Source organism: Methylobacterium sp. UNC378MF (genome assembly GCF_900103195.1).
GTDB lineage: Bacteria > Pseudomonadota > Alphaproteobacteria > Rhizobiales > Beijerinckiaceae > Methylobacterium.
This window is the reverse complement of record NZ_FMWU01000008.1, coordinates 1-22,299: the sequence shown is the minus strand read 5'-3', so window position 1 is coordinate 22,299 and position 22,299 is coordinate 1. Positions and strand designations below refer to the sequence as shown.

Sequence of the window (22,299 nt, the reverse complement as noted above, 5' to 3'; positions counted from 1 at the left end):
GATATGTTCTGATCACGCCACATTCTTTCCGTGATCGGTCGGCGGAACCCGCCAAGCGTGGAAGCGGCTGCGTCGCTGCGACCGGAGCGGCGGTCAGGAGCCGCGGCGTTGCGGGGCCGCGGACCGGCCGCTCACCCGGCGCGTGATGAAGGCGATCACCCCCGGTGGAGGAAGGCGGTGAGGATCTTGCGGATCATCAGGATCTCCTGGCTGGCGCCATGTGAGCGCGAGGAACGGGCGAGCCAGCCGAGGGCGCAGGCGAGGCCGGCAAGGGCGAGCCGTGTCGTGGTGCGGTTGGCGTCGGCGTAGCGGATCGCACCGCTGCCGTCGGTGCGCACGCGGCAGCGGGCCTCCGACGTCACGCTTCGCTCGTGACAGGTCGACGGCACTTGCTATTTAACATGATGGTCATCATTTATATGCGCACGGTGATCTGCGCCGGCGGAGACGGATGAACCATGACGAAGCCCAGCACCAGGACCGCGCTCATCACCGGAGCCACCTCCGGCATCGGCTTGGAATCGGCCAAAGCCCTTCGGGCCGCGGGATATCGAGTGTTCGGTACGAGCCGGAAGCCGGCATCCAGCCTTGATGGCATCGTGATGCTGGTCTGCGACGTCACCGACGAGGCGTCCGTGGCCACCATGGTCGAAACGGTTTCCGGCGAGACCGGGCGCATCGACCTCCTCGTCAACAATGCCGGCTATGGAGTGAGCGGCGCGGCGGAGGAATCGTCAGTCGGACAGGCGCAGGCGATGTTCGACGTCAACCTGTTCGGTATCGTCCGCACGACCCGCGCGGTCCTCCCGATCATGCGCGCCCAGAAAGAGGGGCGCATCGTCAACATCAGCTCGGTGATGGGATTTGTCCCCGGCCCCTACATGGCCCTCTACGCCGCCAGCAAACACGCGGTCGAGGGCTACTCCGAGTCGCTCGACCACGAGATCCGCGACCAGGGCATCCGTGTGGTACTGGTCGAGCCCGCGTTCACGCGCACCGCCTTCGATCAGAATTTGGCATCGGCCGACACGCCACTTGCGCTCTACGACCAAGTGCGGGCTGAGCGTATGGTGTTCCTCCGAGAGGCTATGAAGAGGGCGGACATGCCCGAAGTTGTCGCGAAGGCGGTCGTGGAGGCCGCGACCGCGCGGGCGCCGAAACGGCGCTACGCAGCCGGGCCCGTGGCGAGACAGGTCAGCCTGCTGCGCCGCTTCGTACCGGTGAGCGCCTTCGACAAGAGCTTCCGCAAGCAGATGGGCCTTCCCGCGATCTCTTGATTCGGAGGTCCGGCTTGGTCCTTGGCTCGGCGAAGTCTCGCCTGGAACGCTAACCCGTGACCGAGGTCCTCGCCGCCTGGAGCAGCTCGTTCGACAGGGCCTCGTCGTCGACCGCCCGGGCAAGGACCACCGCGCCGACCAGGGTCGACAGGTTCGCCAGGGACCGCTGCCTCCGGCGTTCCTTGGATGTCTTGGGTATCAAGTCGGCGATCAAGCCGGCGAGGCGTTGGACACCGTCGGTAAACCGCGATCGCACCGGACTGCCTGAGGGCTCGCGCGCGATATCGTTGGCGAGGGCCGCGAGCGGGCACCCCTTTCCCGGAGTCTGGACGTGCCCGACGGACAGGTAATTCGTGATCAGGTTGTCCAGTGTTCCGCGGTATTCCTCGTTGAGCGCTGCGTCGAACGCCTCGACCGCCAGGGCGTCCTTGTTGGCGAACTGCCCGTAGAAGCCGCCATGGGTAAGTCCCGCCGCAGCCATGATGTCCGCAACGCCGACGCCGTGAAGGCCGCGCTCGCGGAACAGGGAGGCCGCAACCTCGACAACACGCTGGCGGTTGAGCTTGGCTTGCTCCTGCGACACCCTCGGCATACCCAGCTCCTCCGACGCCCTCTCCGAATATACATGCTCAATATCATATATGAAGGGCTGCCCGGACATCCGGTTGCGCGACGCTGATCGGAGGGCGTGCGTTACTCGGATCGATCTGCGCCCGGGTTCGGCCCGCGTACGCTCCGACAGAGACAGCGTTCCAAAAGGTCTGACGTACCGGACCTGCGGCTTGCGTCTCGCCTCCATATCAGAGGGCCCATCAGCGGCAGACGGCAAGGACAGGGCTCAGAGTGAGATGCCGGGCACGTCTGACATGGGCCACATGTGTCGGTGCGGCGAAGCGGCATCGTCCCCGATGCTCCCGCTTCAGAACGGCCTGAGGTGTCGCGTCCGTCCCTGAACACTCGATGCTGGGCGATCCCGCATCGCGAGGGTCCGTCGGAACAGCGCTCCTTGTGACGCGGTGCCATCATCCGTGAGGTCCGGCGGGCCCATTGTGGGGCGGATATGGGCCCGCCGGGTTATCGCACGCACCCTTGGGTGCGCCTGCGATCCGATCAGGCGAGGTCTTCCGGAGACCGCGCCCTAAACCGATGCGGGCGTCCCGCTGGCCGATGCGGCTGTGCGGGCCTTCGCGGCCTCCTCGGTGACGCCGGGCCTCCGGACCCGGAACCAGAGGGCGTAGAGCGCCGGCAGGAACAGCAAGGTCAGCAACGTCCCGACCCCGACGCCGCCGATCAGCACATAGGCAAGCGCCCCCCAGAACACCGAGTGGGTGAGCGGGATGAAGGCGAGCATCGCGGCCGCTGCCGTAAGGATCACGGGACGGGCCCGGCGCACCGTCGATTCGACGATGGCCTCATAGTCCGACAGGCCGGCCGCGCGGTCGTGGTGGATCTGATCCACGAGGATCAGGGTGTTGCGCATCAGGATGCCGGACAGCGCGATCAGGCCGAGGATCGCGTTGAAGCCGAACGGCTGGTGGAAGAGCAGCAGCGTCGGGACCGCGCCCACAAGACCGAGGGGCGCCGTCGCGAACACCATGAACATCGTCGTGAACGACCGCACCTGCAGCATGATGACCGTCAGCGTCACGATCAGCATCAGCGGGAAGACCGTCACCAGCGCCTTCATCGCCTTCTCGCTCTCCTCGACCGAACCGGCCGTGTCGATGCGGTAGCCCGGCGGCAGCTTCGCCTTGATCGAGTCGAGGAGCGGGAAGATCTGTGCGTGGACGTCCGGCGGCTGCCGACCGTCGAGCACGTCGCCCTGCACGCGGATGTAGGTCTCGCGGTTGTAGCGCTTGAGCACCGCATCCTCGTTGCGGCTTTCGAGATGCGCGACCTGCGCGAGCGGCACCTGCCGCCCGTCCTTGGTGGCCAGCGTCAGGTCGCCGATGTCGCCCAGCGAGCGGCGCTCGGGGCCGGGACTGCGCAGGAGCACGTCCACCGAGCGCAGGTTCTCGCGCACCTGGGTCGCGGGCGTGCCGTTGAGGTAACTCTGCAGTTGCTGGCCGGCTTCCTTCGGGGTCAGGCCGATCAGGCGCAGGCGCTCCTGGTCGAGGGCGAGATGCAGGCTTGGGGTCTTATCGCCCCAGTCGAGATGGACGAGGCGCATGTTCGGGTTGGCCATCATGACGTCGCGCACCTCGGCGGCGATGCCGCGGATGACGTCGAGGTCAGGACCGACCACCCGGAAGGCGACTGGGAAGCGCACCGGCGGCCCGAACACGATCTGCAGCACCCGCACACGCGCCTCGGGGAAGCGGCCCTCGTCGACGAGCCGGCGCACCTTGCCGCGCAGCACGTCGCGGGCGTGAGCGTCGGCGGTCTGCACGACGATCTGCGCGAAGGCGGGATCGGGCAGTTCGGGGTCGAAGGAAAGCACGAAGCGCGGCATGCCCTGGCCGATGTAGCTCGTGATTTCCCGCGCCTCCGGCAGTTCGCGCACCGCCGCCTCGACCCGCTCGACGCTGGCCTCGGTGGTGGCGAACGCGGAGCCTGTCGGCAGCGTGACCTCGACGATGAGTTCGGAGCGCTCCGAGTTCGGGAAGAACTGCTTTTCGACCTTGCCCATGCCGAGCACGGCCGCCGCGAACAGTGCCACGGTGACGCCAGCCGCGATCCACTTGTGATCGACGGACATCCGCACGACGCGGCGAAGGCGCTCGTAGTTCGTCGTGGCGTAGATCGCCTCGTGCCCACCCTCGACCGTCTTGATGTTGGGCAGGAACTTGACGCCGAGATAGGGCGTGAAGGTCACGGCTACGATCCAGGAGACGATCAGCGAGAAAGCCACCACCCAGAAGATGTTGCCCGCGTACTCACCCGCCGTGGAGGCGGCGAAGCCTACCGGTAGGAAACCCGCGATGGTGACGATGGTGCCGGTGAGCATCGGCGCCGCGGTGGCGCTCCAGGCGTAGGTGGCCGCCGAAACGCGGTCGGCCCCTTCCTCCATGCGCACCACCATCATCTCGATGGCGATGATGGCGTCGTCCACGAGGAGGCCCAATGAGATGATCAGGGCGCCCAGCGTGATCCGGTCGAAGTCGCGGCCGGTGACCATCATCACCACGAAGACGGCCGACAAGGTCAGCGGCACGGCCAGCGCCACCACGATGCCGACGCGGAAGCCCAGAGCCACGAGACTGACGAAGATCACCACCGAGAGGGCAGTGAAGAACTTGACCATGAATTCGTGGATGGCGTCGTCGATGACCTTCGCCTGATCGGTGATCTTCGTGAAGGTGACACCGGTCGGAAGCTCATGGTGGATCGCGACCTCCTCGGCGTTCAGCGCCTCGCCGAGGCTGAGACCGTTGAAGCCCGGCTTCATGACGAGGCCCAGCATCAGGGCCGGCTCACCATCGTTGCGGATCGCGAAGACCTTCGGGTCCTCGTAGCCACGCTTGACCTCGGCGATGTCGCCGAGCTTCAGGCTGCGGTCGCCGGCCGCCACCGGCACGTCGCGGATCGCGTCGATCCCGTCGATGGCGCCGTCGAGGCGCAGATACACGCGCGGACCGTCGGCCTCGACGAAGCCGGCGGGGGTCACGTCGTTCTGGTTGGCCAAGGCGGTCAGCAGTTGCTGGCCGGTGATGCCGAGCGTCGCCAGGCGTTGGTAGGAGACCTCGACGAAGATCTTCTGGGCCTGCTCGCCGAGGATGTTGATCTTCTCGACGCCCGGCACGCGCAGGAGCCGCTGGCGCAGGTCCTCGGCACGCAGAACGAGGTGCCGGTGCGGCAGCCCATGCGCCTGCAGCGCGTAGAGCGCGAAGTAGACGTCCGAGAACTCGTCGTTGAACAGCGGCCCCATCACGCCGCGCGGCAGGCTGGAAGCCTGGTCGGAGAGCTTCTTGCGCGCCTGATAGAACTCCGATTGGAGCTTGGCCGGCGGCATGCTGTCCTTGAAGAATACCTTCATCAGCATCAGGCCGGGGCGGACCGTGGTTTCGACCCGGTCGTAGTAGACGAGTTCCTGGAGACGCTTCTCCAACGGGTCGGCGACCTGACGCTGCATCTCGGGGGTCGTCGCTCCGGGCCACGCGGCCGAGACGGCCATCGTCTTGACCGTGAAGGTCGGGTCCTCCGCGCGCCCGAGCTTCTCGAAGGCGAAGAACCCGGCCGCGGTGACAGCGAGCAGGAGGAACAGCGTCACGGCGCGTTCGCGCACCGCGAGGGCCGAGAGGTTGAAGCCGGAGGCGTTCATCGGCCGACCCCCGTCATGCTGGCGCTGGCCTGTCGAACCTTCTGGCCGGCCTTGAGCAGGTGGGCGCCGAGCGAGACGATCCGGTCTCCTGGGTTCAGCCCCGAGGCGACCTCCGCGCTCTCCTCGGACAGACGCGCGATGGCGACGGGCTGCGCCGCGACGGTCTGGGTCTCGGCGTCGTAGCGCCAGACCGTCGAACCGCCGCCCTGGTCGAAAAGAGCTCCGAGCGGCACCAAGACCGAAGCCGTCGGCTGCGCCTGGGCGGCCTTCAGCTGGAGGGTGACCGTCGCGCCGAGGGGCGCAGTCTCGCCGCCTCCGGAGAGGATATAGCGGGCCCGATAGGTGCGGGTCACCGGGTCTGCCGTGGCCGACAGCTCCCGGAGCGTGGCCGGGAATGTCTTCTCACCCTCGGCGTAGAGGGTCGCCAAGGCGATGCCCTTCGCGAGCTGCCGGCTTCCCTCGGGCAGGAACACCTCTGCCTCGCGGGCGCCGTCGCGCGCGAGCTTCACCACCGTCTGACCAGCGGCCACGACCTGGCCCGGCTCGCTCGGAACCTCCATCACGACGCCGTCGGCGTCCGCCTGAAGCTCGGAATATCCGGCTTGGTTGGCGATCTGGCCCGCCTGTGCCTCGGCGCTGGCGAACTGGGCGATGGCGGCGTCCGCAGCGGCCTTGTTCTGGTCGTAGGTCTGCTTCGAGGTCCAGCCGTCGCCGACGAGCTTCCGGCTGCGCTCCTCGTCGGCCTTGGCCTTGATCATCTGCGCGCGGGCCGCCTCGACTGAGGCACGGGCCGCGTTGAGCGCCAGGGTGAAGTCGGTTCGGTCGAGGCGCATCAGCGGCTGGCCGCGGCGCACATGGTCGCCGGGATCGACGAGGCGCTCGAAGATCTTGCCGCCGACGCGGAAGCCAAGGTTGCTCTCGGTGCGAGCCCGGATCACGCCGGTGTAACGCGCGACGGCTCCCGTGGCGGGCGCGACCGCGACGACCTGCACCAGGGGCGGCTCCGGCGTCACGGCCGTTTCGGCCGGCGAGCATGCCGCGAGCGCCAAGCCGGCGACCCCAAGCATCCATTTGGCATTCATCGCTCGACTCCCCACGATCATTTCGATGCCGGCTCTCGGGCCGACTCTAAAATGACGACCATCATTTATTGTGGTGCGGGCGGCCCGTCAACGGCAGTCGGGCTCAAGCCGCATCCGTGGACGGGGATGCGGTGCGCTCGGTCGCGCCTGAACACCGGGACAGCAATGTCTTCGAGAATGAAGCCGCCGCATGAGGACCGCCGGCTTCTTACGGCTGATGACGCGGAGGTGACGTCCTCGCGCAGCATCTGGCCACAGATCGCACGACGATCACGGCCAACCTGAAGACCCTGGTACGCCGCGGCCTCGTGCGCATTCAGGGCGATGCCCAGGATCGCCGGATCAGGCGGGTCATGCTCAGTGACGAGGGTCACACACTCCTCGGTGAGGCCTATCCGTTGTGGCAGCGAGCCCAGGATGCCTTGGGCCAGCAACTCGGAAAGATCGATCAGGACGCCTTTCGTGCCGCCGTGAACGCCTTGTCGGCTTGAATCTGGCAGAACCATTCCTCGACCGAGGCGGTTTTGGAGTCTCGGCGCTCAGCCATCGTGGACTTCGCTGCGATTGTCAGGCGAGACGACCATGACGTCCCCGAACAAATGGACGCTCATCGGGCCGACTTCATCGCCGCTGCGCCTTCGTCTGTTGCCTTGAACTGGAACTGAGTTTCTCGATCGATCGGATACCGTCCGGTGGATGAAGCCCGGCAGCACCGCCGGTTCAGGCGGCCCGCGGCTGTCGGCACCCAGGCGCCGCGCGCTACTCGGCCGCCGACCGTGCCGAGGCCTCCGCTTCTTCGCCAGCGCCGAAGCGCGCGATGCTGTCATCCAGCCGCAAGGCCGCGTTGATCAGGGCCATGTGGGAGAAGCCCTGCGGCGTGTTCCCGCGCTGGGCGCCGGTGGCCGGGTCGATCTCCTCGGCGAGCAAACCGACATCGTTGCCCCGGGCGAGCAGCCGCTCGAAGGCGGCTTTGGCCTCGTCGGTGCGCCCGTCGAGGGCGAGGCAGCCGACCCGCCAGAACGCACAGGCCGTGAACGTGCCCTCGTCGCCCTCCAGGCCGTCATCCATGCGGTAGCGATAGATTAGGTCACCGACGCCCAGGTCCCGCTCGACGGCGGCGAGGGTCGCACGCATGCGCGGCTCCTTCGGGTCGAGGGCCCCGAACAAGGCCGCGCGCAGCACCGCGGCATCGAGGTGATGCGAGTCGTAGGCGCCGACATAGGCCTGCCGCTCGGGGCTCCAGCCGCGTTCGAGATACTCGGCGCGGATCTCGGCGGCGATGCGCTCCCATCCGGCGATCTTCTCCTCCGGCACACCCGCGATGTTGCGGGCGATCCGGGCCGCGTCCTTCAGCGCCACCCAGATCATCGCCTTGGTGTGGAGCTGCTGGCGCGGTCCCGTGCGCAACTCCCAGATGCCGTGGTCCGCATCGTGCCGGTGGCGGATGGCGCGGGCTGTGAGGTTGTCCAGAACCTCCGGCAGGCGGTCGTTGACCTTCTCGGGCGGGTCGTATTCCACCGCCTCCAGGAAGACGCACAGCGCGCGCAGCAGCTCGCCGTAGATGTCATGCTGGTCCTGGGCCGCGGCCACATTGCCGATCACCACCGGCCGCACGCCGTTCCAGCCGGCGAGATGGCTCAGCTCCTCCTCCGGCGGCATGACGTCGGCAATGCCGTACATCAGCCGCGTCTCTCGTCCGTAGGTGCCGTCGCGCTCGCGCAGGAAGCGCAGGAATTCGGCCGCCTCGCGGACATAGCCGAGCATCACGAAGGCGGTGACGGTGAAGGATGCATCCCGCATCCACGTGAAGCGGTAATCATAGTTGCGGTTACCCGGCACCGCCTCGGGCAGACCGGCGGTGGCCGCCGCCACGATCCCGCCGGAGGGCGAGTAGGTCAGTAGCTTAAGGCACAGAGCCGACCGCATCACCGCGTCGCGATATGGGCCGCGATAGGTGCTGCGGGCAGTCCAGCGCCGCCAGTAACCGGCGGTCGTCTCAAGGCGCCGGCGGGCGCCGTCAAAATCGTCGATGCTTGCGTCGTCCTGGTCCTCGCCGTGGGTCAGGACCAGATAGGCGGTCTGCCCCTCCGTCAGGCTGAAGCGCACCTCGGCCGCATCGCCGTCGAGGGTCGGACACGGCTCAGCGTTGACCCGCACGCGCCAATCCCCGGCCTCGAACAGCACGGAGCCGCCCTCAACCAGGGGCGTGCAGGGGCGGCGCGCGTAGTCGAATGTCGGCCGCACTCGGAACGCGCCCGTCACCCGACCGTGCTCGCAGGTGAGCAGCCGGATCAGCCGGCTCTCGCTCTCGCCGTCCGGGCCTTCGTCCGGTTCCGGGCTCGGGGGGGTGACCGGCATCAGGTCGATGAGGCGCGCCCGACCGGTCTCCGTCGTAAAGGTGGTCTCGAGGATGTTGGTGTCGGGCAGGTAGCGGCGCGCGCGCGCGCTCAGGCCGTCGAAGGCGAGGCTGCACGCGCCGCCCTTGTCGTCGTCGAGGAGCTTCAGGAACAATGCCGGCGAATCGTGACGCGGCCAGCACAGCCAGTCGATCGAGCCGTCCCCGGCGATCAGCGCGCAGGAATGGGTATCGCCGATGATCGCGTAATCGCTGATGGGCTTCGACACGGGGCTTCCGGGTGGCGGCACCCGGTCCGCCGGGCAGAACAAGGCCCTGAGGTAGCCGGGTGGCGCCGGGCGGGGAGTCCCGCTCGACGATTCGCCGCACGATCGATCAAGCGGCGGGTCGGGGCAGCATCCGGTCGCTGATGATCCGCCGCTGGATCTCGCTGGTGCCCTCGAAGATCGTGGTCAGCCGCGCGTCGCGCCAATAGCGCTCGACCCTGCGCTCTGTGGTGTAGCCGTTGCCGCCGTGCAGCTGCATCGCCTGGTTGGTGACCCGCACCGCCATCTCGGTGGCCAGCAGCTTCACCATCGCCGATTCGCTCTCGGCAGCTTCACCCTGGTCGAGGAGATGGGCGACCTGATGCCAGAAGGCCCGCGCCTGCGCGACCTCGGCGGCCATGTCGGCCAGCGCGAAGCGCAAGGCCTGGAAGTCGCCGATCGGGTGGCCGAACTGGACTCGCTCCTGGAGATAGCTCTGGCAGTCTTCGACCGCCGCCCGCGCGACGCCGACGGCCCGGGCCGCCGTGTGGACCCGGGCGATGTTGAGGCCGCGCTGGACGGCGGCGAACCCGCCCGAATCCGCGTCCGCCCCCTGGTCGCCGTAGAGCCCGGTGAGCCGGTCGCTCTCGGGCACGGACACATCCTCGAGGATCAGTTCGAAGGTCTGGAAGCCGTGATAGCCGATCTTGTCGATCACCCGGCCGGTCACGCCGGGCGGGAAGCTGTCGCGCTCCTTCAGCACGAGGAACGGCTCCAAGCCGGCGGAACGCGATTCCCCCGGCTCCGGATCGCGGGTGCGCGCGAGGACCTCGATGAAGTCGGCACCCTTGGCGAAGCCCGCCCAGCGCTTGGTGCCGGTGAGCCGCCACCGGTCGCCGTCCCGCGCCGCCCGGGTCTGCACGCCAGCGAGGTCGGAGCCCGCATTGGGCTCCGACAGGGAGATCGAGCCGATCCACTCTCCACGGGCCGAGCGTCGGAGCAGATCCGCCCGGCGCTCCGGATCCAGGGTCTGGGTGCCCAGGCCCTGGCCACGGGCCAGGATGCTGCCCACCGAGAGCCAGGCTCGCGCCAGTTCCTCCGAGACGAGGCAGTACTCGAACACGCCGAGCCCCAGGCCGCCATGCTCCGCCGGGATCGTGATTCCGAACCATCCCTTCTCGGCCATGGCGTCGATCAACGCGCGCGGCATCTCGGCCTTCTGCCGGTCGAGTTCGTCGGCCAGCGGCAGCACCGTGTCGCGGGCGAAGGCGCGGGCCTCGGCCTGGAGTGCCGCCCGAGCCTCGGTCCGCCAGGGTGAAGCGAGTTCAGGCGGCTGCGGCGCGATCACGTCCTTCCGATCCTCGGATCCGGTCATCATTCCTCCCTGTGATGTGACGCCGTGCGGCAACTCAGTTCAGGCCCGTGCGGGAAACACGCGCTTACAAATTGGTTCCGCCCCCCACCTTCGAATAATCGGCGGAAGGCGTCATAATAGCCTGATGATGCAGTCTGAACCGCAGACCGACTCCTTCGCGATGAGCGCTCCCGCAACACCCCACATCCTCGTCGTCGAGGACGATCGGGAGATCTCGGCTCTGATCGCGCGCTACCTGCGCGGCAACGATTGCCGCGTCACACTGGCGGGTGACGGGTCCGACATGGACCGGGTGCTGGCGGAAGCGCGCATCGACCTCATCGTGCTCGACCTGATGCTTCCCGGCGAGGATGGGCTGAGCCTGTGCAAGCGCCTGCGCGGCACGTCGCAGATCCCGATCCTGATCCTGACGGCGAAATCCGAGGACGTGGACCGGATCCTGGGTCTCGAACTCGGCGCCGACGATTACCTCGCCAAGCCGTTCAACCCGCGGGAGCTGCTCGCCCGCATCCGCGCGATCCTGCGCCGGGTCGCGGCCGAGGCGCCGGACGCGGACGAGCGTCGGCGGCTGCATTTCTCGGGCTGGACCCTCGACGTCTCCCTGCGGCAGGTCCTCTCGCCAGAGGGCGCCCGCATCTCGATCACCGGGGCGGAGTTCGACCTCCTCCACGCCCTCTGCCTCCGGCCCGGGCGGGTGCTGTCGCGGGACCAGCTCCTCGACCTCACCCAGGGCCGGGCCGCGGGCCCGTTCGAGCGGAGCATCGACGTGCTGATCTCCCGGATCCGGCAGAAGATCGAGCGCGACACCCGCAACCCCGAATTCATCCGCACGATCCGGTCCGGGGGCTACCTGTTCACGCCTGAGGTCACGCGGTCATGAGCGGCCTGCGCCGGCTCCGCGCGCGGCTGCGTCCGAAGACCATCGCGGGCCAGATCGCGCTGCTCGTGGTCGCCGGGATCGCGGTGGCCCACGTGGTCGCCACCGCGGCCTTCCTGATGCTGCACGAGTCGCAGAATCCCGACACGCTGCCCGGCGTGGCCGCGAGCCGCCTCGGGGTTCTGGTCAGGCTGATGGACGCCGCCGAGCCGTCGGTGCGGCCGGCCCTGCTGGCGAGCGGTCGCAGCCTGCCGCTCATCCAAGTCGAGCCCTGGGACGGGTCGGTGCCGCCCGGGGCGAAGTCGCTCCCCGACCTGCCGGTGATCCGGAAGCTGCGCTACGGCGCCGGCCGGCCGGTGACGATCACCGACCTCGCCATGGGCGATCCCGAGCGAAACCGGTCGGACGCGCGGCTCCATATCGGCATCGTCACGCCGACGGGAGCGCGACTCCAGGCGACACTGCCGAACGATCCCCTTCGGGGGCCCCGCCAGGGGGCACTGATCTTCACCGTGGTGTTCCTGGCGCTGACCCTGGCGCTGCTCTGCGTCTGGGCCACCCGCGCCCTCACGGCGCCGCTGAAGCGGCTTGCCGGCGCCGCCGAGGCGTTCGGCGCCCGCGATGACCACGTGGCGCTGCCCGAGGCCGGCCCGCGCGAGGTGCTCGCGGTGTCGCGGGCGCTCGACCGGATGCGGTCGCGTGTCCGCCGCCTGATCGACGACCGGACGCAAATGCTGGCGGCGATCAGCCACGACCTGCGCACGCCGATCACCCGGCTCCGGCTGCGCGCCGAGTTCATCGAGGACGAGAACGCCCGGGCTTCCACCCTGCGCGACCTCGACCAGATGAACGGCCTCGTCGAGGCGGCACTCTCCTTCGTGCGCGACGGCCAGATCCGCGACGCCAACAGCCACAGCCTCGTGGATCTCGCCTCGGTGGTCCAGACGGTCTGCGACGATTTCTCGGATTTCGGCGCGCCGGTGAGCGTCAGCCGCAGCCGACACGTCCTGGTCCAGGGTCGGCCCGAGGAACTCCAGCGGGCGGTGACCAACCTTGTGGACAACGCCGTCAAATACGGCGGCTGCGCGGAGGTTCAGATGGAGGCGTCCGCACGCGGTGTGCGGGTCTGCATCTTGGATTCCGGCCCCGGGATTCCCGAAGCGGACCGCGAGGCGATGCTCCAGCCCTTCGTCCGCGGCGACCGGGCCCGCAATCTGAACGAGGCCAGCGGGTTTGGCCTCGGCCTCTCGATCGTGCAGGCCATCGTCGAGGCCCATAACGGGCGCCTGAGGCTGGAGAACCGCCCCGGGGGCGGCTTTTGTGCCTCGATCGAGCTGCCCTTGGCTGCCCAGGCCTTTGCCGGCCGCGCGGCGCAGAAGCCCGCACCGTTTCCTGCCGAGGCGGCCTGAGACCGCCTCGGGTCTCGTCGGTCTACGCCGCCCGAACGTTGCGCAGGAACTGCGCCACCTCGGCGCGGAGCTGCTCCGAGCGCGCCGCGAGGGAATCCGAGGCCTGCGCCACCGAATCCGCGGCCTCGCCAGCATCGCCCGCGACCCGGGCAACCTCGGCGATCTCCAGGGTCATCGTGCCGGTGCCGGCAGACGCCTGACCCATGCTGCGGACGATGTCCTGCGTGGTGACGCCCTGCTGGTCCACGGCCGCGGCGATGCTGGTCGACACCTGATTCATCGCCTCGATCTGGGCCGTGATGCCCTGGATCGCACCGGCGGCGTCGTCCGTGACGGTCTGGATCGCGGCGACCTGCCGGCTGATCTCCTCGGTGGCCCGGGTGGTCTGGGCGGCGAGTTCCTTCACCTCGGCGGCGACCACCGCGAAGCCGCGTCCGGCCTCGCCGGCCCGCGCTGCCTCGATCGTGGCGTTCAGCGCCAGCAGGTTGGTCTGGCCGGCGATCGTCGAGACCATGCCGACCACGTCGCCGATGCGCGTCGCGGCCGCGGCGAGGTCCGTCATGGTCTGCTCGGCGCGGCGGGCCTCGCCGACGGCCGTGGCGGACATTCCCGCCGCCTGCTCCACCTGGCGGCCGATCTCCTGAACGGTCGCACCAAGCTCCTCGGCCGCGGCCGCGACGGTGTTGACGTTGTCGGAGGTCTGCTGCGCGGCCCCGGCGACGCTGGTCGAGCGCACGGAGGTGCCGGAGACCGCGGCACGCATGGTGTCCGACGCCCCCTGAAGTTCCGTAACGGCCCCCGTCAATCCCTCGACGATGCCGCCGACCGAGTGCTCGAAGCCGTCGGCCAGTTCCTTGAGCATGGCGCGGCGGCTCTGCTCCTCGCGCAGACGCGCGGCTTCCGTCGTCTGAAGCTGCTGGGCGGCATCCTCCAGGGACATGTCGCGGATGGTCACGACAGCGCGGGCAATGTCACCGATCTCGTCCCGGCGCTTGCTGCCGGGCACGTCGGTCAGGGCCTGCCGATCGGCCAGGGCCTTCAGCGCGCGGGTCAGGGCGCCGAGCGGCGCCACGATCGAGCGCGCGAGCAACAGGCCGAGCACCGCGGTCCCGGCCAGGACGAAGAGGCCTGTGAGGATGAGCGTGCGCGACAGCGCCTGGACAGCGTCGATCGCCTCGGCCTGGGTCTGCTCGGCCACCACCGTCCAGGGCGCGCCGAGGACGGTCACCGGCGAGGCGGCTGCCATATGGGCGCCGTCCGCGGCCGTGAAATCGAGCGGGACGCCGGCCTTGAGCCGGTCTGCGGCCATTCCGAGGCCGGCGAGACCCGCGCCGGCATGCACAGCCGGATTCAGCGGCGGATTGCTGCGCAGGAGGCCGTCCGTACCGACCGCCAGGATCTGGCCGGTCTCACCGAGTCCGGTCCGCTTGGAGAGCGTCTGATCGAACAGAGCCGGCGTGACCCGCATGACGATGTAGCCGATCCGCTCGGCCGCCTGCGCCGTGCCCATGGCGACGTTCGCACGCTTGGTCATGGCACGACCGATGAAGGCGGCCGGGCCCCCATCCACCGGATAGGCGGCGAAATCCTCGAACAGAACAGCGCCCGGATCGGCGGACTTGAGACGCTCGACGAGGCGCGCGAGCGCCGTGCCCGCCAGGCCCTCGTCCGCGACCGACTTGGCGAAATCGGCACTCTTCGTCGTCGTGTAGTTGATCCGGCCATTGTCATCGATGAACATCAGGTCGGCATAGCCGGGCTGCGCCACGAGCTTGCGCGCTACCTCCTGGACCTTCACGTGCCGGCGGCCATACATCGACGACATGCCGCTGCCGTCGAGGGCGACCCGCGCCTCGGTGGTCTGCGGCGCACGGAACGCCTCGACGACGCTGGCGGTGTCGGGCTTCGCCGGGTCGAGCGTCTCGATCAGGTCGGGGAAGTTCGAGACGATCTGGGGATGGGCCGCCACCGCCTGGAAGTCGGCCTGGGCCCGGTCCGCCACCAGCTCGATCGCGTCCCGGCGCGCCGCCGCGGCGAGTTCGAGGCGCTCATGCGCGGCGGTCATCAATCCCGCCCGCGCCGAGTACCAGCTGAATCCGCCCATGGCGGTGGCGCTCAGAAGCGCAAGGCCGACGGTCGTCGCGGGAAGGCGCGTGCTCAGCCGCGATAGCGTGATCATGATGGCCCTGAATCTTTGAGAGATTGGTTTGAGGCGAACCAATCGCCCAATCCTTATAAAAATCTCGTAAACACCGATACACCGCTCAAAAGTCCTCCAAAGCCTGGACATACAACTTATATGACAGTCGGTCGTGGCGAACCCAAGTTGTGAATGGTCCGTTCCGTATCTTGACAAGGTTCCGCCATGCGGATCGCCGTTGGAATCCTGCACGCTTGAGAAACCAACGCGCCGAGCGGGATCGGGACAAAGTTGGAAAGTTGCAGACAAGACCGGTCGGGCACGGACGGTGCTTACGCCGGGAACCCGTCGCGTCACATCGGCGGCCTGGGCAAGAGAACGATGCCCCCAGGGTCATTCGACGCGGCGCGCTGCCGTCGACGCCGTCGAGATCGCGGCTCTGCGCTGCCGATGCGGGGACGAGCGCGGTCCTCGCAGCCCGCGCGGGTTCGCAGGGGCGGTCCTCCTGACCCTGGCCTCAGCCGCGGACGGCACCCTGGACGTGGAATTGCGCGCCGTTCCTCAGGATCGATCTTTGTGGGACATGGCGCGGATCTTCGCAGGCCAGCTCTGCCTCCTGCTGATCGGGCAGGGGCTGGTCTTCATGATCCTGCGGGTGGTGACGGATGCCCGGCATCCGGCGCTTCCCTGGACCGCCCGTCTTCTCGCGGCCGCGCTCCTCGTTCTTCTGCTCCTCTGGGCACTTCTCCGGACGCGTCGCACAAGATCCCGGCCCAAACATGCCGTCACGGATCTTGCTGCCGATCCCGTCTCGCAGTCACCGTCATCGGCCGGTTATGAGTCCGAGTGGTAGAGCGGCCGCGGAGCACCGGTGCTTCGAGACGACGATGGAGATGGGATGAGCGGCGAAGCCCAGCCGGACCCGGCGCGCAGCATCGCGCTGATCGGAGCACCGATCGAGGTCGGAACCAGCGAGCCCGGCGCGCTCATGGGGCCGTCAGCCCTGCGCACGGCCGGCCTGGTCCGAGTGCTCTGCGAACTCGGCCACACCGTCACGGATCGCGGCGACATCGTCCCCGACGGACCTGCAGGTGCACGCGGACTCATCGGCGTGGCCGCCTGGACCCACGCGCTCTCCAGGGTCGTGGAGGATGTCCTCAACGCGGACAGCGTTCCACTGACTGCCGGCGGCGATCACAGCCTGTCCCTCGGCTCCGTCGACGGGGTGATGCGGCACTGCGCGCGGCGCGGCCAGTCGGTCTTCGTGCTCTGGCTCGACGCGCATGCGGACTTCAACACGCCGGCGACGTCACCCTCAGGGAACGTTCACGGCATGCCGCTCGCGGCCCTGTGCGGCGAGCCCGGCTTCCCGCCCCTGTTCGCCGAGCCGGTGCCGCAGCCTCTGCACCCCGCCCACATCCACCTGTTCGGCCTCCGGTCGATCGACGCAGGCGAGCGCGCTCTCGTGACGGAGAGACGGGTTGGCGTCACCGACATGCGCACGATCGACGAGTTCGGGGTCGTGGCGCCGCTGCGGCGGGTGCTCGATCGCGTCGCCGCGCAAGGGGCGCATCTCCATGTCAGCCTCGACATCGATTTCCTCGACCCGTCGATCGCGCCGGCCGTGGGCACCACCGTGCCGGGCGGCGCCACCTTCCGGGAGGCGCACCTGATCATGGAGATGCTCCACGATTCCGGCCTGGTGCGCTCCCTCGACGTCGTGGAACTCAATCCGTTTCTCGACGAGCGCGGGCGCAGCGCCCGGGTCTTGGTCGAACTGGTGGCGAGCCTGTTCGGCCGGCGCATCCTCGACCGGCCGACTCTGCCGATCGAGGCCCTGCCCGCAGAGCCGACCGGGCGGAGCTGATGGACAGCCCCCCCTTTCGTGCATCGTCACCGCTCGCCGAGACCGACACTGCACCGGCGCGCCAGCGCTCGGACGGACGCGTCCGCCTTCGGGTTGGGCCGGCTTGTCCCGGCGGCGCGACGCGGATCCTGGATCTCGCGGAATCCGGGCCGTCGCGGCTGCGCTTCCCACGGGGTTCGGGCGCGCTCGAGACGGTCCTCGTCAACACGGCGGGCGGCGTCGCCTGCGGCGACACCTTCGCCATCGACCTCGCCCTCGAACCGGCCGCAGATCTGGTGCTGACCACCACGGCCGCCGAGAAGATCTACCGCTCGGACGGTCCCGTGAGCCACATCGCGAACACCCTGACTCTGGGGGCAGAGTCGCACCTCGCTTGGCTGCCGCAGGAAACGATCCTGTTCGATCGCGCCCGGGTGCGGCGCCGCTTCCAGGCCGATCTCGCCGAAGGAGCCGCTCTGCTCGCCGTAGAGGTGGTAGCCTTCGGCCGTGCGGCCAGGGGTGAGCGGATCGCGGACGGGCTGTTCGCGGATTCGTGGCGGATCCGTCGGAACGGGCGGCTCGCCTACGCCGACGATTTCCTGCTGGAAGGCCCGATCAGCGATCTTCTCGCCCGCCCGGCCGTCGGCGGCGGCGCACGGGCCTGCGCGACGATCCTCGACGTCTCCCCCGGGGCCGAGGCACGTCTGGAAGAGGTGCGCACCCGTCTGGCCGAGGCCGCGTCGCCGGGAACCCATGCGGCGGCGAGCGCCTGGAACGGGCATCTGGCGGTCCGTGCGCTGGGCGAGGCCGTGGGGCCGCTGCGTGGCGTGATCGCCCGCTTCCTCGCCGGCTATCGCGGCCTGCCGATGCCGCGGGTCTGGCAGAGCTGACACGGTCTGCACGAGGCGCGGCCTCGGAGCCGTTGCCTGGGACGGCCGACCTCTGCTAGAGACGCGCACCCGGAGCTGTCCGCCAAGCTCCGGACGGGACGGCGGCGCCGTTCAGGAAGGCCTCGTGGCGGAGTGGTTACGCAGAGGACTGCAAATCCTTGTACGGGGGTTCGATTCCCTCCGAGGCCTCCATCCTTCCAGGCTGATCCGGCCATGATGCGCCGGTCCGGGAGCCGGCGCACCGTCATGCGCCGTGGACCTGCTTCACAAAGGTCTCGATCGCCTGTTGCAGGCTGTGCGTTCCGGCATTGACCCGCGCCGCGCTGCCGCGCACCTGCCCGGCCTGCGCCTCGTTAGAGGCGGCAGCGGCCTGAACGCCGGCGACGCTCTCCGAAACCTGCCGGGCCTCCGATGCCGCGCCGAAAATCGCCCGCGCGATCTCCTGGCTGGCCTGGCCCTGCTGATCCGTGGCGTCAGCCACCTCGGAGGCGATCAGGTTCATCCGGGCGATGGTCTCGCCGATCGTATCGATCGCGCCGACTGTCCGTCCCGCGGCACCCTGGATCGAACCGACCTGCCCGGTGATGCGATCGGTTGCGAGCGCCGTCTGGCCCGCGAGCGCCTTCACCTCGGCGGCAACCACCGCGAAGCCGCGCCCGGCGGCGCCGGCACGGGCGGCCTCGATCGTGGCGTTGAGCGCCAGGAGGTTCGTCTGGTCCGCCACGTCACGGATCAGCGTGACGACAGCGCCGATTTCCTCGGCCGCCCGCGAGAGGTTCATCACCGTCTCCTTGAGACCCTCGGTATCGGTGAGCGCGGAGGAGGCGATCTCGCTGGTGTAACGGACCCGGGCCTCGATCTCCCGCGCCGAGGCCGACAGTTCTTCGGCAGCGCTGGCGATGCTGTCGACGAGGCCTGCGCTCTGGTCCGAGGCCTCCGCCACGCGGGCAGCCTCGGACGCCATCGCGCCCGCATTGCTCGAGAGGGTGTCGGCCGACGTCTGCATCGCCTCGGCGGAACCGGCGAGATCGGCGACGGCGCGATGCGTCTCGGCCTCGAAAGCGTGGGTTGCGGCGTCCAATGCCTCCGCCCGGGCGCGGTCCCGATCGCGGCGCGCCTGCGCCTCACCGTCGAGATCGCGCTTCTCGATCAGGGCCCTCTGGAAGGCCGCGATGGCGGCAGCCATCTCGCCGATCTCGTCGCGGCGGTGCGTGAACGGGATCGCACGACCGAGATCGTTGGCGGCAAGCGCCGTCATTCCATCCTTGAGCCGATGCAGGGGCCGCCGGATCTGGCTCACGATGATCCAGATCGCCGCGAGCAGACCCAGCGCCAGCGCCGCGGCCGGCACGATCACGAGGGTGATCCGCGCCTGGCGACGGTCGGCCGCGTCCTCGGCGCGGCGGGCATTCAGCCGGTCCAGAACCTCTCGTCCGAGGGCGCCGATCTCGGCGACCATGCGCTCGCGGTTCTTCACGGTGGATTCATCCGTCGCCTGGATCAGGGCGGCCTTGGGCGAGACCGTGAGACCGAGTTCGGCCGTGTCGGTCTGATAGGCGATGAACTCCTTGACGAAGAGATCAAACCGGCGGCGGCGGTCTGCGGGAAGCTGATCCTCCATGGCCGCCAGGAAGGGAACCCGCACCAGTTCCACAGTAGCGAGAGCGTCGTGCAGGGCCGACAGACGCGTGCGCGCCTCTGACGTGTTCTCCGCCGTGTAGAGTGCCGTGGCCTGGACCACGGCGTGCTCGATCGCCTGGCCCAAGGCCCCCGCCTGCAGCCCTGCATTCCAGATCCGGTCAGTGGCGGCGGCGCGCTCCTGCTCCCAGTTCGATTGCCGAACCGAAAAGGCCGCGATGCCGATCGCCACCAGAGCCAGAACCCCGATCACCGCAAAAAGCTTCAGGCCGAGTGAGATGCGCATGGGACGTGCCGCCTTGGCCAAGGATTCGGATGGCCAAGCTATGAAGAAGCAAATCGAACTTAACAATTAAATATAGCCGGCAAAAGCCCTTCTTTTATACTATGCAGATTTTGATACGTTGCCGACAAAACGCCGGTCCATTCAATTTGACTCCAATCGCGATACCCCGGTTGTTTCCAGATCCGATCCGATCGAGCTGACCCTGTGCAGTCGAGGAGGATCCCTCGCCGGGAGCCAGGATGGGGTCGAGACTGAATTCGCGGGGCACCGCGGGTGGGCCGCGCCTTCGACCGCCCAGGGCAGGGGCGTCTGGTCAGCGGTCGGTCATCAGGCCGATCGACCCGTGCGCCGCGCAGGGTGGACCGGCCGTCGCGTGAGGCGAGCGGACATGATCTCCCGGCAGAGATCGTCGCGCTGCGCCTCGACGAGGTCGGGCAGAATATCGGCCTCTTGCTCATCCAGGGCTGCGATCAGACGGGGATGATCGGCGGCCCATTCGAAGGCGACATGCACCTCACGCTCCGCATAGGGGTCTTGGGGGTCGAGGCAGCGATGGGTCAACATGGCGACACCGGGAACAGCCGGCACGCCGGCGGGGTGGCTCCCGTAGGATCGTGTCACGACAGCCGGATGACCGCGGACCCGTGGGGACAATTTCGAGGGATGACATCGTCGGTCGGGGCCGGCGGATTGGTGTTGCCGATCAGCCACGCGGCGGCCCATCCGACCTCATCGGCGGGGATCATGCGCCGTTCCGCAGACCGCCACGCGCCAGATCGTCGGCGGAACATGCATCGAGGCCCTTGCGTCCGGCGATCTCGGTGTGTAGAGACCCCCTCGTGATCCCCGATAGCTCAGTTGGTAGAGCAGGCGACTGTTAATCGCCTTGTCGCAGGTTCGAGTCCTGCTCGGGGAGCCATCACTTCTCCCAATACAATCAGGCGCTTAGGGAAGACGGGGCAATAGCTTCGCGTTACCGCGGATCGCGCCCCTGTTGCCGACGCTTGTTTCAGCCTTGCGCGCCCTTCGGACAAGTTCGTTGCACGCAGAAGCCGTGCATCGTTCCATCACCGACAAACGGTTTTATCCTGTTCATCCGCAGAAAAGGGCCTGTGGCAGCACCCGGCGGCTGGGCCTTCCCCGCGGCCGCCGCGGTAGGCTTGCCGCAGACTCGGCGGCTGATCCCCCAGCGCCGGGATCTGGGAAAGCCGGCTGGGTCCACCGGTGCGGGCTTTCCTGTCAAAGGCGATGGCGGCCGGCAGGTCTGCCGTGATGCGCGTCAGCGAATTGGTTCTAGATCGATGATGGGACCGCCAACGTCGAAGAATTCGTCGTCGAGCACTGGTGCCAACTCAATGTCTTCGCGCCGCGGCCTCAGCGGCAGGAACGTGGACAGCATCCCGAGACACAGCGCCCCGGCAAGCAGGGCGGCCAATAGAGCAAGGGTCATGGATGCCACCGGTCGCCGGGACGAGACCGGGACGGTGAACCGGTAAGCTTAAGTTTCAGTTTCGCTTGGATGGTCTGCGGCTATCGCTGCCGGCCGTCCGATACGTAAGCCGGGTTGCGTATCAGCTCGACCAGTAGGCGATGAGATCAGGCGCTCACCCGCCCCGCGAGCAGATCGGCGCAGGGCCGAGCGGATGCCGCTGGGACTACACGGTGTCGCAAAGTTTAGCCGCTGCCATTATCGCGGCGCCGCCGCTTACCAGTGCGATGATGATGCACCGTTGGAAGCGGCCGTAGATGTCGATGGGCATCGTCAGCGGCTTATTAGAGCGCCGCCCTTGATGGTCGGCGACGAGCGCGCGTCACAAGGCCTAAAACTTAACAGTTCGGAATTTCAAGTCTCGCGTTGTTCGCAGGTCACAGCGCCTAGCAGGCGATGAGTGGTATCTCCTGTCGCGGTTGGGGGGCCAATTATGAATCTGTTATTCCATGTTCTGTCGGCCTTCGCGGGCGCCATCCTTTCGGTTGCCGGTACATGGCCTTGGTTGGGTGCGATCGCAATCCTTGTGGCACCGGTCGGGGCCGCCGTGGCATGTGCTGCAAGCGCAGCCTTACTGTTTGCTCTGAGGCGCACGCCGCCAGCGAGCGCCTACGCTTCTCGTGTCGTCACTTTGCATAGCCAAAAGCCGCAACAGCAACTGAGCGCAGGTGTGAAGAGCTCTGATCATACAGAGATGAAGCGTTCAGCCTGACTTTCCCTCTCCCGCATCCTTGGACCGACCGATAGGGCCGCCGGACGCCCGAGATCCCGATCTGGCAATTCGCTGCGCGGGGTCACTAGTGCACTGACTCAGACGGATGGTTCAGGGGATCGGCTGACGGCGGCGAGGATGTCGGTGGCGGGTTTGGTCCAGACGAAGGGTTTGGCGCTCCGGTTGTGCTCGGCGATGTAGCGTTTGATGGCTGCCTGCAGGTCGACGACGCCGGTGAAGGAGCCTCGCCGCAGCCGACGACGGGTCAGCGCTGAGAAGAAGCCCTCGACCGCGTTGAGCCACGAGGCCGAGGTCGGAGTGAAGTGGAACGTCCAGCGCGGGTGCCGGGCGAGCCAGGCGCGCACCTTCGGATGTTTGTGGGTGGCGACGTTGTCGAGGATCGCGTGGATCGCCTT

The 22,299-nt window shown here is 68.2% G+C and carries 19 protein-coding genes and 2 tRNA genes; 9 read left to right on the top strand and 12 right to left on the bottom strand.

Annotated features, from left to right (window positions below):
• Positions 1-155 precede the first annotated feature (155 nt).
• On the bottom strand, positions 156-362 hold the full coding sequence (locus tag BLT59_RS09950; protein WP_091778978.1) for a hypothetical protein: 207 nt from the start codon (positions 360-362) through the stop codon (positions 156-158).
• A 96-nt stretch (positions 363-458) separates the two neighbouring features.
• Here BLT59_RS09950 and BLT59_RS09945 point away from each other — a divergent pair, with 96 nt between their 5' ends.
• On the top strand, positions 459-1,277 hold the full coding sequence (locus tag BLT59_RS09945; RefSeq protein WP_091778976.1) for an oxidoreductase: 819 nt from the start codon (positions 459-461) through the stop codon (positions 1,275-1,277).
• 49 nt (positions 1,278-1,326) lie between these two features.
• Here the strand turns inward: BLT59_RS09945 and BLT59_RS09940 are convergent, their stop codons facing one another.
• From BLT59_RS09940 to BLT59_RS09930, 3 genes are all read right to left on the bottom strand, one after another.
• Positions 1,327-1,869 carry a TetR/AcrR family transcriptional regulator gene (locus BLT59_RS09940; protein ID WP_091778974.1) on the bottom strand — a complete coding sequence of 181 codons (543 nt, stop codon included), beginning with the start codon at positions 1,867-1,869 and terminating at the stop codon, positions 1,327-1,329.
• A gap of 546 nt (positions 1,870-2,415) precedes the next feature.
• Positions 2,416-5,538: an efflux RND transporter permease subunit gene (locus BLT59_RS09935; protein WP_091778972.1), complete on the bottom strand. Its 3,123-nt coding sequence runs from the start codon at positions 5,536-5,538 to the stop codon at positions 2,416-2,418.
• On the bottom strand, positions 5,535-6,620 hold the full coding sequence (locus BLT59_RS09930; RefSeq protein WP_091778970.1) for an efflux RND transporter periplasmic adaptor subunit: 1,086 nt from the start codon (positions 6,618-6,620) through the stop codon (positions 5,535-5,537). The genes BLT59_RS09935 and BLT59_RS09930 overlap by 4 nt, the downstream gene beginning before the upstream one ends.
• A gap of 248 nt (positions 6,621-6,868) precedes the next feature.
• Between BLT59_RS09930 and BLT59_RS09925 the strand changes: the two genes are divergently transcribed.
• On the top strand, positions 6,869-7,111 hold the full coding sequence (locus tag BLT59_RS09925) for a winged helix DNA-binding protein (protein ID WP_091778968.1): 243 nt from the start codon (positions 6,869-6,871) through the stop codon (positions 7,109-7,111).
• 268 nt (positions 7,112-7,379) lie between these two features.
• Here BLT59_RS09925 and BLT59_RS09920 read toward each other — a convergent pair whose 3' ends face one another.
• Both BLT59_RS09920 and BLT59_RS09915 read right to left on the bottom strand, forming a co-directional pair.
• Positions 7,380-9,245: a glycoside hydrolase family 15 protein gene (locus BLT59_RS09920; RefSeq protein WP_091778966.1), complete on the bottom strand. Its 1,866-nt coding sequence runs from the start codon at positions 9,243-9,245 to the stop codon at positions 7,380-7,382.
• 106 nt (positions 9,246-9,351) lie between these two features.
• On the bottom strand, positions 9,352-10,596 hold the full coding sequence (locus BLT59_RS09915; RefSeq protein ID WP_091779299.1) for an acyl-CoA dehydrogenase family protein: 1,245 nt from the start codon (positions 10,594-10,596) through the stop codon (positions 9,352-9,354).
• Positions 10,597-10,720: 124 nt separating this feature from the next.
• Here BLT59_RS09915 and BLT59_RS09910 point away from each other — a divergent pair, with 124 nt between their 5' ends.
• A complete protein-coding gene (locus tag BLT59_RS09910; protein WP_175543987.1) occupies positions 10,721-11,476 on the top strand; it encodes a response regulator in 756 nt (251 codons plus the stop codon).
• The gene (locus tag BLT59_RS09905; protein ID WP_091778964.1) at positions 11,473-12,882 is read left to right on the top strand and encodes an ATP-binding protein; all 1,410 of its coding nucleotides are present in this window, start codon (positions 11,473-11,475) and stop codon (positions 12,880-12,882) included. The genes BLT59_RS09910 and BLT59_RS09905 overlap by 4 nt, the downstream gene beginning before the upstream one ends.
• A gap of 22 nt (positions 12,883-12,904) precedes the next feature.
• Here BLT59_RS09905 and BLT59_RS09900 read toward each other — a convergent pair whose 3' ends face one another.
• Positions 12,905-15,061 (bottom strand): methyl-accepting chemotaxis protein, encoded by a 2,157-nt coding sequence (locus tag BLT59_RS09900; RefSeq protein ID WP_091778962.1) that lies wholly within the window; start codon positions 15,059-15,061, stop codon positions 12,905-12,907.
• 544 nt (positions 15,062-15,605) lie between these two features.
• On the opposite strand from BLT59_RS09900, the gene BLT59_RS09895 reads away from it, so the two are divergent.
• From BLT59_RS09895 to BLT59_RS09880, 4 genes are all read left to right on the top strand, one after another.
• A complete protein-coding gene (locus BLT59_RS09895; protein ID WP_091778960.1) occupies positions 15,606-15,875 on the top strand; it encodes a hypothetical protein in 270 nt (89 codons plus the stop codon).
• A 45-nt stretch (positions 15,876-15,920) separates the two neighbouring features.
• Positions 15,921-16,889, top strand: a complete 969-nt coding sequence (gene rocF / locus BLT59_RS09890; RefSeq protein ID WP_091778958.1) for an arginase — start codon at positions 15,921-15,923, stop codon at positions 16,887-16,889.
• On the top strand, positions 16,889-17,758 hold the full coding sequence (locus tag BLT59_RS09885) for an urease accessory protein UreD (protein ID WP_091778957.1): 870 nt from the start codon (positions 16,889-16,891) through the stop codon (positions 17,756-17,758). Before rocF ends, BLT59_RS09885 begins: the two co-directional genes overlap by 1 nt.
• A gap of 118 nt (positions 17,759-17,876) precedes the next feature.
• Positions 17,877-17,950, top strand: a tRNA-Cys gene (locus tag BLT59_RS09880).
• A 52-nt stretch (positions 17,951-18,002) separates the two neighbouring features.
• Here BLT59_RS09880 and BLT59_RS09875 read toward each other — a convergent pair.
• The 3 genes from BLT59_RS09875 to BLT59_RS32135 form a co-directional block, all read right to left on the bottom strand.
• Complete coding sequence (locus BLT59_RS09875; RefSeq protein ID WP_091778955.1) at positions 18,003-19,682, bottom strand: methyl-accepting chemotaxis protein; 1,680 nt, start codon at positions 19,680-19,682, stop codon at positions 18,003-18,005.
• Between the two features lie 327 nt (positions 19,683-20,009).
• Positions 20,010-20,270 (bottom strand): hypothetical protein, encoded by a 261-nt coding sequence (locus BLT59_RS09870; RefSeq protein ID WP_348272283.1) that lies wholly within the window; start codon positions 20,268-20,270, stop codon positions 20,010-20,012.
• Between the two features lie 29 nt (positions 20,271-20,299).
• Positions 20,300-20,428 carry a hypothetical protein gene (locus BLT59_RS32135; RefSeq protein ID WP_280141047.1) on the bottom strand — a complete coding sequence of 43 codons (129 nt, stop codon included), beginning with the start codon at positions 20,426-20,428 and terminating at the stop codon, positions 20,300-20,302.
• A 97-nt stretch (positions 20,429-20,525) separates the two neighbouring features.
• Between BLT59_RS32135 and BLT59_RS09865 the strand changes: the two genes are divergently transcribed.
• Positions 20,526-20,601, top strand: a tRNA-Asn gene (locus tag BLT59_RS09865).
• Between the two features lie 360 nt (positions 20,602-20,961).
• Here the strand turns inward: BLT59_RS09865 and BLT59_RS31235 are convergent.
• Positions 20,962-21,132 (bottom strand): hypothetical protein, encoded by a 171-nt coding sequence (locus BLT59_RS31235; RefSeq protein WP_175543986.1) that lies wholly within the window; start codon positions 21,130-21,132, stop codon positions 20,962-20,964.
• Positions 21,133-21,981: 849 nt separating this feature from the next.
• Positions 21,982-22,299 (bottom strand): transposase (locus BLT59_RS09860; protein WP_175543985.1); only part of this gene is annotated, 318 nt, incomplete at its 5' end.